Origin of the sequence: Streptomyces chartreusis (assembly GCF_008704715.1) — a bacterium.
In the GTDB taxonomy this organism is placed as follows: Bacteria; Actinomycetota; Actinomycetes; order Streptomycetales; family Streptomycetaceae; genus Streptomyces; species Streptomyces chartreusis.
In genome coordinates this window covers 2702100-2715610 of sequence record NZ_CP023689.1, presented here as the reverse complement: position 1 = coordinate 2715610, position 13511 = coordinate 2702100, and the positions used below count along the sequence as shown (strand labels likewise).

The following is a 13511-nucleotide window of genomic DNA, read 5'->3' as shown; positions in this document are numbered from 1 at the left end:
GGCATGACTGGCTCGACCCCTCCTCGGAAGCGCCGCTTCCTCAGGCGGGGAGCGGACCAAGGGCCGTCCGACGGCCCGTACGGCGCGCGTGACGACGAGCGGGGCTCATCAGGTACGGGAGCCTCGCTCGAACCGATGTCCGGAGCTGACCTCCCGGCGTCGGCCGAGATTCCCGCGCCCGTCGCCCGGCGGCGGGTCGCGGTCATCCGGGAAAGGGCCAGGGAAGGCGTCCGTAAGGGCGGCAGCCGGGCCAGAGCGGCCCTCGGGTACCTGGCCGACCGGATCATCGAGAACGCCCCGCGTATCCCCGTACGTGACCTCGCGGCGCTGCGTCGGCAGTTCCCGGGCCTCGGGCCCGAGCAGCTCGCCGACAAGCTCGTGGCGGGTGCCGCCAACGCGAGCTCGACGGTCGGGGCAGGCGTGGGCGCGGCGGCGATGCTGCCGGTGCCGCCCGCGATGCCGACCGAGCTGGCCGCCGAGATCACCGGTGTGGCCGCGATCGAGCTGAAGCTGATCGCCGAACTGCACGAGGTGTACGGCGTACGCCCGCCCGGCGGTCTCAGGGAACGCAGCACCGCGTATCTCTCCTCGTGGTCCGAGGAACGCGGCATCGACCCGATGAAGCCCACGACGATCAACGTCGCGCTCGGCGGGCAGATGAAGCGCGAACTGCGTCAACAGATCATGAAGCGCATGGTGCGCAATCTGCCGAACCTGATGCCCTTCATGGTCGGTGCCGCTGTGGGCGCGGTCATGAACCGCCGGGACACGAAAAAACTCGCGGCACGGATCCGGAACGACCTGCGGAAGGTGCAGGTGCCGTGGGAGGAGTTGCCCGAACTGCCGCCGCTGGAGCGCCCGGCGAAGCCGCTGCCGATGGGTGACGACGCACACGCCCAGTGGCGCAAGGACCTCGGGAACGGCTGACCGGCCGGCGCCGCGGACAAGTTTTTACGACGGGCAGGGGAAATCTTGACCGGGCCGGTGACGGCCCGATCTGGTGTGCTAGGCCGCGGCCTTGGCCGCGGCGATCGCCTCCGCCAGCCGCTCGGGCTCACGCGTCGACAGGTACAGGTACGGCGTCGGGTCCTCGGGGTCGACGACCTCCACGCGCAGCGCCGTCGGGATGTAGGCGCGCAGCAGCAGGAAGGCCCTGGTGTCGGCCTTGTGGGTGCGCCAGGCCCGCGCCTCCTCCGAGTCCATGACGTGCGCCTCGCCCAGCGCCCGCACCGGAAGCTTCGCCTCGCCCGCGATCAGGGAGTCGCCCACCACGCGGATGCGGATGGAGCCGTACGAACTCGCCACGACCGCCGCCGCGGCGGTGCCACCCGCCAGGCCCGCGAGCATGGGGAGCGTGCCGAACGGCAGAAGGATCAGGGCCAGCGAGAGCCCGACCAGGAACGAGATCAGCCACCAGGACCGGGGGGCGGTGAGGCGTTCTTCGTACGGGGCGGCGGAAAGCTGCATGGAAACAAGCTTGGCACGGTGTCCGACAGGTTCCGACGCGCGGGTAAGGTCTGCGGCTGTGAGAGGTACTTCAGCAGCTCTTCAGCCGCCGGCCGACGCCGTGAAACCGGTACGGCACCCGGACGCGCCCGCGCCCGGGGAACTCCTCGGCGCGCACTACGGCGAGTGTTTCGGCTGTGGCGGCGAGCAGCCCCACGGGCTGCACCTGGAGGCGCGGGCCGGGGACGGCGTGAGCATCACCGCCGAGTTCACCGTGCAGGCCGCCCACCAGGGTGCGCCCGGGCTCGCGCACGGCGGTGTCCTCGCCACCGCCCTCGACGAGACCCTCGGCTCGCTGAACTGGCTGCTGCGGACCATCGCGGTGACCGGGCGGCTGGAGACCGACTTCGTGCGGCCGGTGCCGGTCGGCACGGTGCTGTACCTGGAGGCCGAGGTGACGGCGGTCGCGGGCCGCAAGATCTACTCCAGCGCCACCGGGCGGATCGGCGGCCCCGAGGGGCCCCTCGCGGTGCGCGCGGACGCCCTCTTCATCGAGGTGAAGGTCGACCACTTCATCGACAACGGCCGCCCGGAGGAGATCCGGGCCGCCATGAACGACCCGGACCAGGTGCGGCGGGCCCGCGCCTTCGAGGTGAACCCGTGAGCCGTGATCCCCTGAACGTGCTGATCCGGCGCGTCGATGCGGACGTACCGCTTCCGACGTACTCGCACCCCGGTGACGCGGGGGCCGATCTGCGGACGACCGAGAGCCGGGAACTGAAGCCAGGGGAGCGGGCCGTCCTGCCCACCGGGGTGTCGATCGCCCTCCCCGAGGGGTACGCGGCCTTCGTGCACCCGCGCTCGGGTCTCGCCGCCCGTCTCGGTGTCGCCCTCGTGAATGCCCCGGGGACGGTTGATGCCGGGTACCGTGGGGAGATCAAGGTGATCGTGGTGAATCTCGACCCGCACGAGCCCGTGCGGTTCGAGCGCTTCGACCGGATTGCCCAACTGGTTGTCCAGCAGGTCGAGAGGGTTCGCTTCCAGGAGGTCGCGGAGCTTCCCGACTCGGCAAGGGCCGAGGGGGGCTTCGGGTCCACCGGCGGCCATGCCGCGGTGGGCGCTACAAGCGATAAAAGCGGTCAGGCCGCCGAAGGCGGCACTACGGGTGGGAATCGATACGCTTCGGTCGTATCCGACCGGGAAGGACAGTGACGTGTTCGGACGTCGCAACAAGAAGGGTGCCGCCGAGGACGCGGCCGGCGAGCCCGAGCAGGTCGTCGACATCGACTCTGAGGCGGACGACGAGGGCACGCGCGAGCGTGTACGGCTCGAACCGGAACCGCGGCCCGACGGGCCCTGGGACAGCTCCGAGGTCCGTGACCCCGCCGAGGGCCGGGTGGACCTGGGCGGCATGTTCGTGCCGGGCGTCGACGGCATGGAACTGCGCGTGGAGGTCGCGGGCGACGCGATCGTCGCGGCGACGGTCGTGCTGCGCGACAGCGCCATCCAGCTCCAGGCATTCGCCGCCCCCAAGCGTGAGGGCATCTGGGGCGAGGTGCGCGAGGAGATCGGCTCCGGCATCACCCAGCAGGGTGGCATCATCGACGAGGTCGAGGGGCCGCTCGGCTGGGAGATGAGGGCCCAGGTGCCGGTGCAACTGCCGGACGGCACGGGTGGTTTCCAGGTCGTGCGGTTCGTCGGTGTGGACGGTCCCCGCTGGTTCCTGCGCGGTGTGATCTCGGGCCAGGGCGCGGTGCAGCCGCAGGCGGCCGGTCTGCTCGAGCAGATCTTCCGGGACACGGTCGTGGTCCGCGGCGAGGGTCCGATGGCCCCGCGCGACCCGATCGTCCTGCAGCTGCCCAACGACGCCCAGATGGTTCCCGAGGGCGTGCAGCAGGAGGAGGCGGGATCCCGCTTCTCCGGTGGCATGGGCCAGCTCCAGCGCGGGCCGGAGATCACCGAGGTGCGCTGAGCACCGTAAGGACACTAGGGCCGTACCCCGTCCGGGGTGCGGCCCTTTCTCGTGCGTGAACCCTTGACGACTTATTGGTCTGTACCTATCGTCTGCGGCCATCGCGAGTGTTCAAAGGGACGCTCATTGTTCACGTACGAGAACGGATGGCTCCCCCACATGTCACCTGCTCCCGCACGTCATCGCCGCAGATTCCGTCGCACCGCCCTGTTCGCGGCACTGACCACCGCGCTGGTGGCCACCCTGCTGCTGCGGCCGCAGGCAGAGCGTGCCGACGCGGCGCCGGCCACCTTCGCCCATCCCGGAGTCACCGTCTCCAAGTCCCAGCTGGACTTCGTGCGCACCAAGGTCAACGCCGGCGCCCAGCCCTGGAAGGGCGCCTTCGACCAGATGACGGCGAGCAAGTACGCCGACCTCAACCGCACCCCCAAGCCGCGCGCGGTCGTCGAGTGCGGCTCCTACTCGAACCCGAACTACGGCTGCACCGACGAGCGCGAGGACGCGATAGCGGCCTACACCGACGCCCTCGCCTGGTACATCACCCGGGACGAGCGGTACGCGCGCAAGGCGATCGAGCTGATGGACGCCTGGTCCGCGGTGATCAAGGACCACACCAACAGCAACGCGCCGCTCCAGACGGGCTGGGCCGGCTCCTCCTGGCCCAAGGCCGCCGAGATCATCAAGCACACGTACACCGGGAGCTGGGCGAACTCCGGACGGTTCGCCACCATGCTCCGCAACGTCTACCTGCCCGAGATCATCAACGGCTCCAACTCCAACGGCAACTGGGAGCTGTCGATGATGGAGGCCGCCGTCGGCATCTCCGTCTTCCTGGAGGACAAGGCGTCGTACGACAAGGCCATGGCGAAGTTCCGCACCCGTACCGCCGCCTACGTCTACCTCGCCTCCGACGGCGATCTGCCCAGGACCGTGCCGAGCCAGAACCTCGACACCCGCGAGAAGATCGTCAACTACTGGCAGAAGCAGTCCACCTTCGTCACCGGCCTCACCCAGGAGACCTGCCGCGACTTCACCCACACCGGGTACGGCATCTCCGCGATCTCGCACATCGCCGAGACCAGCCGGATCCAGGGCCAGGACCTGTACGGCACCGACGTCGGCGAGCGGCTGCGGCAGGCGCTCGGGTTCCAGGCGAAGTACCAGCTGGGTACGGCCGCCCCGAGCTGGCTGTGCGGCGGCTCCCTGAAGCTCGGCCTCGGGCCGATCACCGAGGTGGGCTACAACGCGCTGCACAACCGCCTCGGCATCGCGATGAGCAACACCCAGACGCTCACCGAGCGCGGCCGCCCGGCCGGCAGCAACAACCTGTTCGTGGCGTGGGAGACCCTCACCCACGGCGACAACCCCAGCTGAGGCGGGGACCCGCGGCGGGGGCGTCAGAGTTGCGTCAAAGACGCCCCCGTCGCGGCACCCGGCCCCATTTGTCTCGATTGTTGGCCGTAAGGTCGACGCTGCGTAGGCAGCTATGACCGGAACACAATGGGGACCATGGGACGCGGCAAGCTTCGGATCTACCTCGGTGCGGCACCGGGCGTCGGCAAGACGTACGCGATGCTCTCCGAGGCGCACCGGCGTGTGGAGCGGGGCACCGACTGCGTGGTCGCGTTCGTGGAGCACCACGACCGGCCGCGCACCGAGGTGATGCTGCACGGCCTGGAGCAGATCAGGCGCCGGCAGCTGGAGTACCGGGGGAGCGCCTTCACCGAGATGGACGTGGACGCCGTCCTCGCCCGGCACCCGCAGGTCGCCCTCGTCGACGAACTCGCGCACACCAACATCCCCGGCTCCCGCAACGCCAAGCGCTGGCAGGACGTCGAGGAGCTCCTCGCGGCCGGTATCGACGTCATATCGACCGTCAACATTCAGCACCTTGAGTCCCTCGGGGACGTCGTGGAGTCGATCACCGGCGTGCGGCAGCAGGAGACCGTGCCGGACGAGGTGGTGCGCCGGGCCGACCAGATCGAGCTTGTCGACATGTCACCCCAGGCACTGCGGCGCCGTATGGCACACGGCAACATCTACAAGCCCGACAAGGTCGACGCGGCCCTCTCGAACTACTTCCGCCCCGGCAACCTGACCGCCCTGCGGGAGCTGGCGCTGCTGTGGGTGGCGGACCGGGTCGACGAGTACCTGAAGCAGTACCGCAGCGACCACCGGGTGTCGCGGATCTGGGGTTCCAGGGAGCGCATCGTCGTCGGGCTGACCGGCGGCCCTGAGGGGCGGACGCTGATCCGCCGGGCCGCGCGGCTGGCGGAGAAGGGCGCCGGCGGTGAGGTGCTCGCCGTCTACATCGCCCGCAGCGACGGGCTGACGTCCGCCTCGCCGAAGGAACTCGCCCTCCAGCGCACCCTCGTCGAGGACCTCGGCGGCACCTTCCACCACGTCGTCGGCGACGACATCCCGGCGGCGCTGCTGGCCTTCGCGCGCGGGGCGAACGCCACCCAGATAGTGCTCGGCTCCTCGCGCCGCAAGAGCTGGCAGTACATGTTCGGACCGGGCGTGGGCGTCACGGTGGCCCGGGAGTCGGGCCCCGACCTCGACGTGCACATCGTCACGCACGAGGAGGCCGCCAAGGGGCGCGGACTGCCCGTGGCCCGCGGGGCGCGCCTCGGCCGGCCCCGGATCCTCGCGGGCTGGCTCGTCGGCGTCGGCGGACCGGTACTGCTCACGCTGCTGCTGACCCACGTCGACGCCGACCTCGGGCTCGCGAACGACATGCTGCTGTTCCTGACCCTCACGGTGGCGGCGGCCCTCCTCGGCGGGCTCTACCCGGCGCTCGCCTCGGCCGCGGTCTGCTCACTGCTGCTGAACTGGTTCTTCACCCCGCCCCTGCGCCGCATCACGATCGCCGACCCGAAGAACCTGCTCGCGCTGGTGATCTTCGTCTTCGTGGCGGTGGCCGTCGCCTCCGTGGTCGACCTCGCGGCCCGCCGCACCCATCAGGCGGCCCGGCTGCGCGCCGAGTCGGAGATCCTGTCCTTCCTCGCCGGCAACGTGCTGCGCGGCGAGACCGGTCTGACGGAGCTGCTGGAGCGGGTCCGCGAGACCTTCGGCATGGACTCGGCGGTGCTGCTGGAGCGGGAGAGCGACGTCGACCCGTGGACCTGCGCGGGCCGGGTGGGCGCGGGAGCGGCACCGGTACGGCCCGAGGACGCGGACGTGGACGTGCCGGTCGGCGACCACATGGCGCTCGCGCTGACCGGCCGGGTGCTGCCCGCCGAGGACCGCCGTGTCCTCGCCGCCTTCGCCGCCCAGGCCGCGGTCGTACTCGACCGCCAGCGCCTCCAGAGCGAGGCCGACCAGGCCAAGGAACTGGCGGAGGGCAACCGCATCCGTACGGCGCTGCTGGCCGCCGTCAGCCACGATCTGCGCACGCCCCTCGCGGGCATCAAGGCGGCCGTCTCCTCGCTGCGCTCCGACGACGTCGCCTGGTCCGAGGAGGACGAGGCCGAACTGCTCGAAGGCATCGAGGACGGCGCCGACCGGCTCGACCACCTCGTCGGGAACCTGCTCGACATGTCCCGCCTCCAGACCGGCACCGTCACCCCGCTGATCCGCGAGATCGACCTCGACGAGGTGGTGCCGATGGCGCTGGGCGGGGTGCCCGAGGGCAGCGTCGACCTGGACGTCCCGGAGACGCTGCCCATGGTCGCCGTGGACCCGGGGCTGCTGGAGCGGTCGGTGGCCAACCTGGTCGAGAACGCCGTCAAGTACAGCCCTGACGACAGCAGGGTCCTGGTGTCCGCAAGTGCCATCGCCGACCGGGTCGAGGTCCGGGTGGTCGACCGCGGGCCCGGCGTCCCGGACGAGGCCAAGGAACGCATCTTCGCCCCCTTCCAGCGCTACGGCGACGCCCCGCGCGGCGCCGGCGTCGGGCTCGGCCTCGCCGTCGCCCGCGGCTTCGCCGAGGCCATGGGCGGCACCCTCAACGCCGAGGACACCCCCGGCGGCGGCCTCACCATGGTGCTCACGCTCAGGGCGGCGGGCGCGCGGCCCGGGGAACCGCCCGGCCCCGGAGAGCCCTCTCACGGCACGGGGCACCCCCGCTCCGACGAGCCCCTTCACTCCGTACGACCCGAAAGGCAGACCACATGACCCGGGTGCTGGTGATCGACGACGAGCCGCAGATCGTGCGCGCCCTCGTGATCAACCTCAAGGCCCGCAAGTACGAGGTCGACGCCGCCCACGACGGGGCGACCGCCCTCGAACTCGCCGCCACCCGCCACCCCGACGTGGTCGTCCTCGACCTCGGTCTGCCCGACATGGACGGCGTCGAGGTGATCCGCGGACTGCGCGGCTGGACCCGGGTGCCGATCCTGGTGCTCTCCGCCCGGCACTCCTCCGACGAGAAGGTCGAGGCCCTCGACGCCGGCGCCGACGACTACGTCACCAAGCCCTTCGGCATGGACGAGCTGCTGGCCCGGCTGCGGGCCGCCGTCCGCCGGGCCGAGCCCACCGGGGGCGGCGAGGACGACGTGATGGTCGAGACCGAGGAGTTCACCGTCGACCTCGCAGCGAAGAAGGTCAACCGCAGCGGGAAGGACGTACGGCTCACCCCCACCGAGTGGCATCTGCTGGAGGTGCTGGTGCGCAACACGGGGCGGCTGGTGAGCCAGAAACAGCTGCTCCAGGAGGTGTGGGGGCCGTCGTACGGGACGGAGACGAACTACCTGCGGGTGTACATGGCCCAGCTGCGCCGCAAGCTGGAGGCGGACCCCTCGCACCCCAAGCACTTCGTCACGGAGCCGGGGATGGGGTACCGCTTCGAGAAGTGAGCCGTGGGCCTCTTCCGCAGGTCGGAGCGGAGCGGGTTCGGGCCGTGGCACCAGGGGTACGTAGGTGTCGGCGCACCCCGGTAGGCTTCAAGACATGAGTGCTGTTCCTCGTTCGGAAAAGTCGGTGGGCCGGTTCCGGCGCATGCTCGACCGGCTCTCCTCGTCGCAGGAGGACCTGGAGTCCGAGGAGCTGCGCGAGGACGCCGAGACCGCCGGCTGCACCAAGATCGGTGACTGCCGTGACCGACAGATAGTGACGGTTACTGGTACCTTGCGCACGGTCACGCTGCGGCCGCGTGCGGGAGTCCCGGCCCTGGAGGCCGAGCTGTTCGACGGCTCCGCCGCCCTGGACGTGGTGTGGCTCGGCAGACGCTCCATAGTGGGCATAGAGCCCGGGCGCCGGCTGATCGCATCCGGCCGGATCTCCATGAGCCGGGGGCGCCGTGTGCTGTTCAACCCGAAATACGAACTGAGACCCCTCGGACGGGAGTAGCCGGTGACGTCGCTCGACAAGCCGACCGAAGACACCACCGCAGACGCCGAGCACGACTCCCGGGCGGTGACCGAGGCCGCGCTGTTCGAGGCTTTCGGCGGCATGCGCGGCATGATCGAGACGGTCCTGCCCGGCCTGCTCTTCGTCACCATCTACACGATCAACAAGGACCTGCACATGTCGGCCATCGCGGCCCTCGCGGTGTCCTTGGTCCTCGTGGTCGTGCGGCTGGTGATGCGGGACACCATCAAGCACGCCTTCAGCGGAGTCTTCGGCGTCGCCTTCGGTGTCGTGTTCGCGATGATGACCGGCAACGCCAAGGACTTCTACCTGCCCGGCATGCTCTACACGCTGGGGCTGGCGCTCGCCTACATCATCACGACCCTGTGCGGTGTGCCGCTGATCGGCCTGATCCTCGGTCCGGTGTTCAAGGAGAACCTCTCCTGGCGCACCCGCAACCCCGGCCGCAAGAAGGCGTACGCCAAGGCCAGTTACGCCTGGGGCCTGATCCTGCTCGCCAAGTGCGCGATCCTCTTCCCGCTGTACTGGTGGGCCGACACGACCCAGCTCGGCTGGGTGCTGGTCGCCCTGAAGATCCCGCCGTTCCTGCTGGCCGTGTGGCTGACCTGGGTGTTCCTGGCGAAGGCGCCGGCCCCGATCGACGTGTTCGCGGAGATGGAGGCGGCGGAGAAGGCCGAGGCGGAGCGGAAGGCTGCCGCCGGCCGGGCCGAGTAGGCACGCACGTCGCATATCGCATGAGGAAGGGCGCCCCGGAATTCCGGGGCGCCCTTCCTCATGCGATATGCGGAGCAGCTAGCTCGTCGTGTCCTCGCGGCGGACCGACAGCAGGTCCTCCAGTTGCTCCTCGCGGGCCTGGGCGGCCACGAAGAGGAGCTCGTCGCCGGCCTCCAGGGAGTCCTCACGGGACGGGGTGAGGACGCGGGTGCCGCGGATGATCGTCACCAGGGACGTGTCCTGCGGCCACTCGACGTCGCCGACCTGAGTGCCGGCCAGCGCCGACTCCTCGGGAAGGGTCAGCTCGACGAGGTTCGCGTCGCCGTGGCTGAAGCGGAGGAGGCGGACCAGGTCGCCGACGCTCACCGCCTCCTCGACCAGGGCGGACATCAGACGCGGCGTGGACACGGCCACATCCACGCCCCACGACTCGTTGAAGAGCCACTCGTTCTTCGGGTTGTTCACCCGGGCGACGACGCGCGGAACGCCGTACTCCGTCTTCGCCAGCAGGGACACGACCAGGTTGACCTTGTCGTCACCCGTGGCCGCGATGACCACGTTGCAGCGCTGGAGCGCCGCCTCGTCCAGCGACGTGATCTCGCAGGCGTCGGCCAGCAGCCACTCCGCCTGCGGGACCCGCTCGACCGAGATGGCGGTCGGCGCCTTGTCGATCAGCAGGATCTCGTGGCCGTTCTCCAGCAGCTCGCCCGCGATCGAGCGGCCCACCGCACCGGCACCGGCAATGGCGACCCTCATCAGTGACCGCCCTCCTCTTCGGGACCCTTGGCGAACGCCGCCTCGACCTTGTCGACCTCGTCGGTGCGCATCATCACGTGCACCAGGTCGCCCTCCTGCAGCACCGTCTGCGAGGTGGGCAGGATCGCCTCGCCGAGGCGGGTCAGGAACGCCACGCGGACGCCCGTCTCCTCCTGGAGCCGGCTGATCTTGTGGCCCACCCACTCCGCGGAGGCGTGCACCTCGGCGAGCTGGACGCCGCCGGTGGGATCACGCCACAGCGGCTCGGCGCCCGAGGGCAGCAGGCGGCGCAGCATCTGGTCCGCCGTCCAGCGGACCGTGGCCACGGTGGGGATGCCCAGGCGCTGGTAGACCTCGGCGCGGCGGGGGTCGTAGATCCGCGCCGCGACGTTCTCCACGCCGAACATCTCGCGGGCCACCCGGGCGGAGATGATGTTGGAGTTGTCGCCGCTGGAGACGGCGGCGAAGGCGCCCGCCTCCTCGATGCCGGCCTCGCGCAGGGTGTCCTGGTCGAAGCCGACGCCGGTGACGCGGCGGCCGCCGAACCCGGGGCCCAGCCGGCGGAACGCGGTGGGGTCCTGGTCGATCACAGCGACCGTGTGCCCTTGTTGCTCCAGGGTCTGGGCCAGAGCGGAACCCACCCTTCCGCAACCCATGATGACGATGTGCACGGCGCTTACCCCGCACTCCTCGTGAGGCGTCTGACTTGCGTGAACGTGGTGCTCATAACCTTCTCTCGGTTCGCCGGGCAACGGGCGCGGGCCGGTCGCGGACCGCTGGGCAACATCATGCCGGGCAATGGCCTGAATGATCCCTCGCGGTACGGATCGTGGACGCGCGCGTGCCTCAGTCCCACCGTAACCGTCCCCTCCGACAGGCCCACCGGGGCGTCCGCCGGTGCCCTCAGCGGCGGTTGAAGCTGCGGAGGCTGGCCAGTGCCAGGACGCCGAGTCCGGCGGGCGAGACGAGAGCTCCGACGAGCTGAGCGGTCGTCTGCGACATGAGGTCTCCCCGGCTGTGATGAGCGTACCGACGCAGGTCATGGAGGCACGCGGGCGTCATCCGGCTCCGTGCCCGGCGCGTTGCGGGCCCGGAATTCACCCCCGCGCCGTGCGCGATTTCACCCGGATGTGCTCCGCCCCAGGCCGGGGGCCTACGATTCTCTGTTGTGTCCAAACTGACCGACGTGCCCAAGCGGATTCTGATCGGGCGCGCACTGCGCAGTGATCGGCTGGCGGAAACGCTCCTGCCGAAGCGCATCGCGCTGCCCGTCTTCGCCTCCGACCCGCTGTCCTCCGTGGCGTACGCGCCCGGAGAAGTGCTGCTGGTCCTCTCCATCGCGGGCGTGTCGGCCTACCACTTCAGCCCCTGGATCGCCCTCGCGGTCGTCGTGCTGATGTTCACCGTGGTGGCCTCCTACCGGCAGAACGTGCACGCCTACCCGAGCGGCGGCGGCGACTACGAGGTGGCGACCACCAACCTTGGCCCCAAGGCGGGCCTGACGGTGGCCAGCGCGCTCCTGGTCGACTACGTCCTGACCGTCGCCGTGTCCATCTCCTCCGGCATCGAGAACCTGGGCTCCGCGATCCCGTTCGTCGTCGAGCACAAGGTCGAGTGCGCGGCCGCGGTGATCCTGCTGCTGACGGTGATGAACCTGCGCGGCGTGCGGGAGTCCGGCAGCCTCTTCGCGATCCCGACGTACGTCTTCGTCGCGGGCGTCTTCATCATGATCGCCTGGGGCGCGTTCCGCGGGCTGGTCCTGGACGACACCATGCGGGCACCCACGGCGTCGTACGAGATCAAACCCGAGCACGAGGGCCTCGCCGGCTTCGCGATGGTCTTCCTGCTGCTGCGCGCGTTCTCCTCCGGCTGTGCCGCGCTCACCGGCGTCGAGGCGATCTCCAACGGCGTCCCGGCCTTCCGCAAGCCCAAGTCGAAGAACGCCGCGACCACGCTGGCGATGATGGGCCTGCTGGCCGTCACCATGTTCTGCGGCATCATCGGGCTCGCCATGGCGACCAAGGTCCGCATGGCCGAGAACCCGGCCGTCGACCTGGTCAAGGACGGTGTCGCGGTCGGCTCCGGCTACGTCCAGAACCCCGTGATCACCCAGGTCGCCGAGGCCGTCTTCGGCAAGGGCAGCTTCTTCTTCATCGTGCTCGCCGCGGCCACCGCGCTGGTGCTGTTCCTCGCGGCCAACACCGCCTACAACGGCTTCCCGGTGCTCGGCTCGATCCTCGCCCAGGACCGCTATCTGCCGCGCCAGCTGCACACCCGCGGCGACCGGCTCGCCTTCTCCAACGGCATCGTGCTGCTGGCGGGCGCGGCCGTGCTGCTGGTGTGGATCTACGGCGCCGACTCCACACGCCTGATCCAGCTGTACATCGTCGGCGTGTTCGTGTCCTTCACGCTCAGCCAGATCGGCATGGTCCGGCACTGGAACCGCCTGCTGGCCACGGAGAAGGACATGGCCCAGCGCCGCCACATGGTCCGCTCCCGCGCGATCAACACCTTCGGCGCCTTCTTCACCGGGCTCGTCCTGGTGGTCGTCCTGGTCACCAAGTTCACGCACGGCGCCTGGGTCGCCCTGCTCGGCATGGTGATCTTCTACGTGACGATGACGGCGATCCGCCGCCACTACGACCACGTCTCCGAGGAGCTCTCCGCCCCCGAGGGCCCCAGCGACGACAGCGTCCGGCCGTCCCGGGTGCACTCCGTCGTCCTGGTCTCCAAGATCCACCGGCCCGCGCTGCGCGCCCTCGCCTACGCCAAGCTGCTGCGCTCGGACACCCTGGAGGCGCTCAGCGTCAACGTCGACCCGGCGGAGACCAAGGCGCTGCGCGAGGAGTGGGAGCGGCGCGGCATCGACGTACCGCTGAAGGTCCTCGACTCGCCCTACCGCGAGATCACGCGGCCGATCATCGAGTACGTGAAGGGGCTGCGGAAGGAGTCGCCGCGCGACGCGGTGTCCGTGATCATCCCCGAGTACGTCGTCGGCCACTGGTACGAGCATCTGCTGCACAACCAGAGCGCGCTGCGGCTGAAGGGCCGGCTGCTGTTCACGCCGGGCATCATGGTCACCTCGGTGCCCTACCAGCTCCAGTCCTCCGAGGCCGCGAAGGTCCGCGCCCGCAAGCGCGGGGAGTGGAACGCGCCGGGTGCGGTGCGACGGGGGCCGGCGCAGGAGCGGGCCAAGGAGACCGAAGCCCGGAAGTGACCGGGGTCTGGAGCACGTAGACTGGTGGGCTGTTGTCGGGCCCTCAGGAGACCTCTGGAGAGGGCCGTGCCCCCTCTCGATCTGGAGTCACCCCAC

General features: G+C 70.3%; 13 protein-coding genes. 10 read left to right on the top strand and 3 right to left on the bottom strand.

Annotation, left to right across the window (positions count from 1 at the left end):
• The first annotated feature begins 3 nt into the window (after window positions 1-3).
• Window positions 4-927, top strand: coding sequence for a hypothetical protein (locus CP983_RS11280; RefSeq protein WP_107907501.1), 924 nt, complete (start codon window positions 4-6; stop codon window positions 925-927).
• Between the two features lie 78 nt (window positions 928-1005).
• On the opposite strand, the gene CP983_RS11275 is transcribed toward CP983_RS11280, so the two are convergent.
• Window positions 1006-1467: a DUF3093 domain-containing protein gene (locus CP983_RS11275; RefSeq protein ID WP_107907502.1), complete on the bottom strand. Its 462-nt coding sequence runs from the start codon at window positions 1465-1467 to the stop codon at window positions 1006-1008.
• Window positions 1468-1525: 58 nt separating this feature from the next.
• On the opposite strand from CP983_RS11275, the gene CP983_RS11270 reads away from it, so the two are divergent.
• The 8 genes from CP983_RS11270 to CP983_RS11235 all read left to right on the top strand — a co-directional run bounded on the left by CP983_RS11270 (window position 1526) and on the right by CP983_RS11235 (window position 9442).
• Window positions 1526-2110 carry a PaaI family thioesterase gene (locus CP983_RS11270; RefSeq protein ID WP_107907503.1) on the top strand — a complete coding sequence of 195 codons (585 nt, stop codon included), beginning with the start codon at window positions 1526-1528 and terminating at the stop codon, window positions 2108-2110.
• Entirely contained in the window at window positions 2107-2658 is a 552-nt protein-coding gene (gene dut, locus CP983_RS11265) for a dUTP diphosphatase (RefSeq protein ID WP_125525893.1), read from the top strand. Before CP983_RS11270 ends, dut begins: the two co-directional genes overlap by 4 nt.
• 1 nt (window position 2659) lies before the next feature.
• The gene (locus CP983_RS11260; protein WP_107907505.1) at window positions 2660-3418 is read left to right on the top strand and encodes a DUF3710 domain-containing protein; all 759 of its coding nucleotides are present in this window, start codon (window positions 2660-2662) and stop codon (window positions 3416-3418) included.
• Between the two features lie 159 nt (window positions 3419-3577).
• Entirely contained in the window at window positions 3578-4792 is a 1215-nt protein-coding gene (locus tag CP983_RS11255; RefSeq protein ID WP_125525892.1) for an alginate lyase family protein, read from the top strand.
• Window positions 4793-4927: 135 nt separating this feature from the next.
• Window positions 4928-7534, top strand: a complete 2607-nt coding sequence (locus tag CP983_RS11250; RefSeq protein WP_150499511.1) for a sensor histidine kinase — start codon at window positions 4928-4930, stop codon at window positions 7532-7534.
• Window positions 7531-8214 carry a response regulator gene (locus tag CP983_RS11245; RefSeq protein ID WP_125525890.1) on the top strand — a complete coding sequence of 228 codons (684 nt, stop codon included), beginning with the start codon at window positions 7531-7533 and terminating at the stop codon, window positions 8212-8214. The genes CP983_RS11250 and CP983_RS11245 overlap by 4 nt, the downstream gene beginning before the upstream one ends.
• 94 nt (window positions 8215-8308) lie before the next feature.
• Window positions 8309-8707 carry an OB-fold nucleic acid binding domain-containing protein gene (locus tag CP983_RS11240; protein WP_093747537.1) on the top strand — a complete coding sequence of 133 codons (399 nt, stop codon included), beginning with the start codon at window positions 8309-8311 and terminating at the stop codon, window positions 8705-8707.
• 3 nt (window positions 8708-8710) lie between these two features.
• On the top strand, window positions 8711-9442 hold the full coding sequence (locus tag CP983_RS11235; protein WP_030953575.1) for a DUF3159 domain-containing protein: 732 nt from the start codon (window positions 8711-8713) through the stop codon (window positions 9440-9442).
• A gap of 78 nt (window positions 9443-9520) precedes the next feature.
• On the opposite strand, the gene CP983_RS11230 is transcribed toward CP983_RS11235, so the two are convergent.
• Together CP983_RS11230 and CP983_RS11225 are read right to left on the bottom strand one after the other, a co-directional pair.
• On the bottom strand, window positions 9521-10198 hold the full coding sequence (locus CP983_RS11230; RefSeq protein ID WP_107907508.1) for a potassium channel family protein: 678 nt from the start codon (window positions 10196-10198) through the stop codon (window positions 9521-9523).
• The gene (locus tag CP983_RS11225; protein ID WP_030953572.1) at window positions 10198-10869 is read right to left on the bottom strand and encodes a potassium channel family protein; all 672 of its coding nucleotides are present in this window, start codon (window positions 10867-10869) and stop codon (window positions 10198-10200) included. Before CP983_RS11225 ends, CP983_RS11230 begins: the two co-directional genes overlap by 1 nt.
• Before the next feature lie 497 nt (window positions 10870-11366).
• Between CP983_RS11225 and CP983_RS11220 the strand changes: the two genes are divergently transcribed.
• Window positions 11367-13415, top strand: a complete 2049-nt coding sequence (locus CP983_RS11220) for an APC family permease (RefSeq protein WP_107907509.1) — start codon at window positions 11367-11369, stop codon at window positions 13413-13415.
• The last annotated feature ends 96 nt before the right edge of the window (window positions 13416-13511 follow it).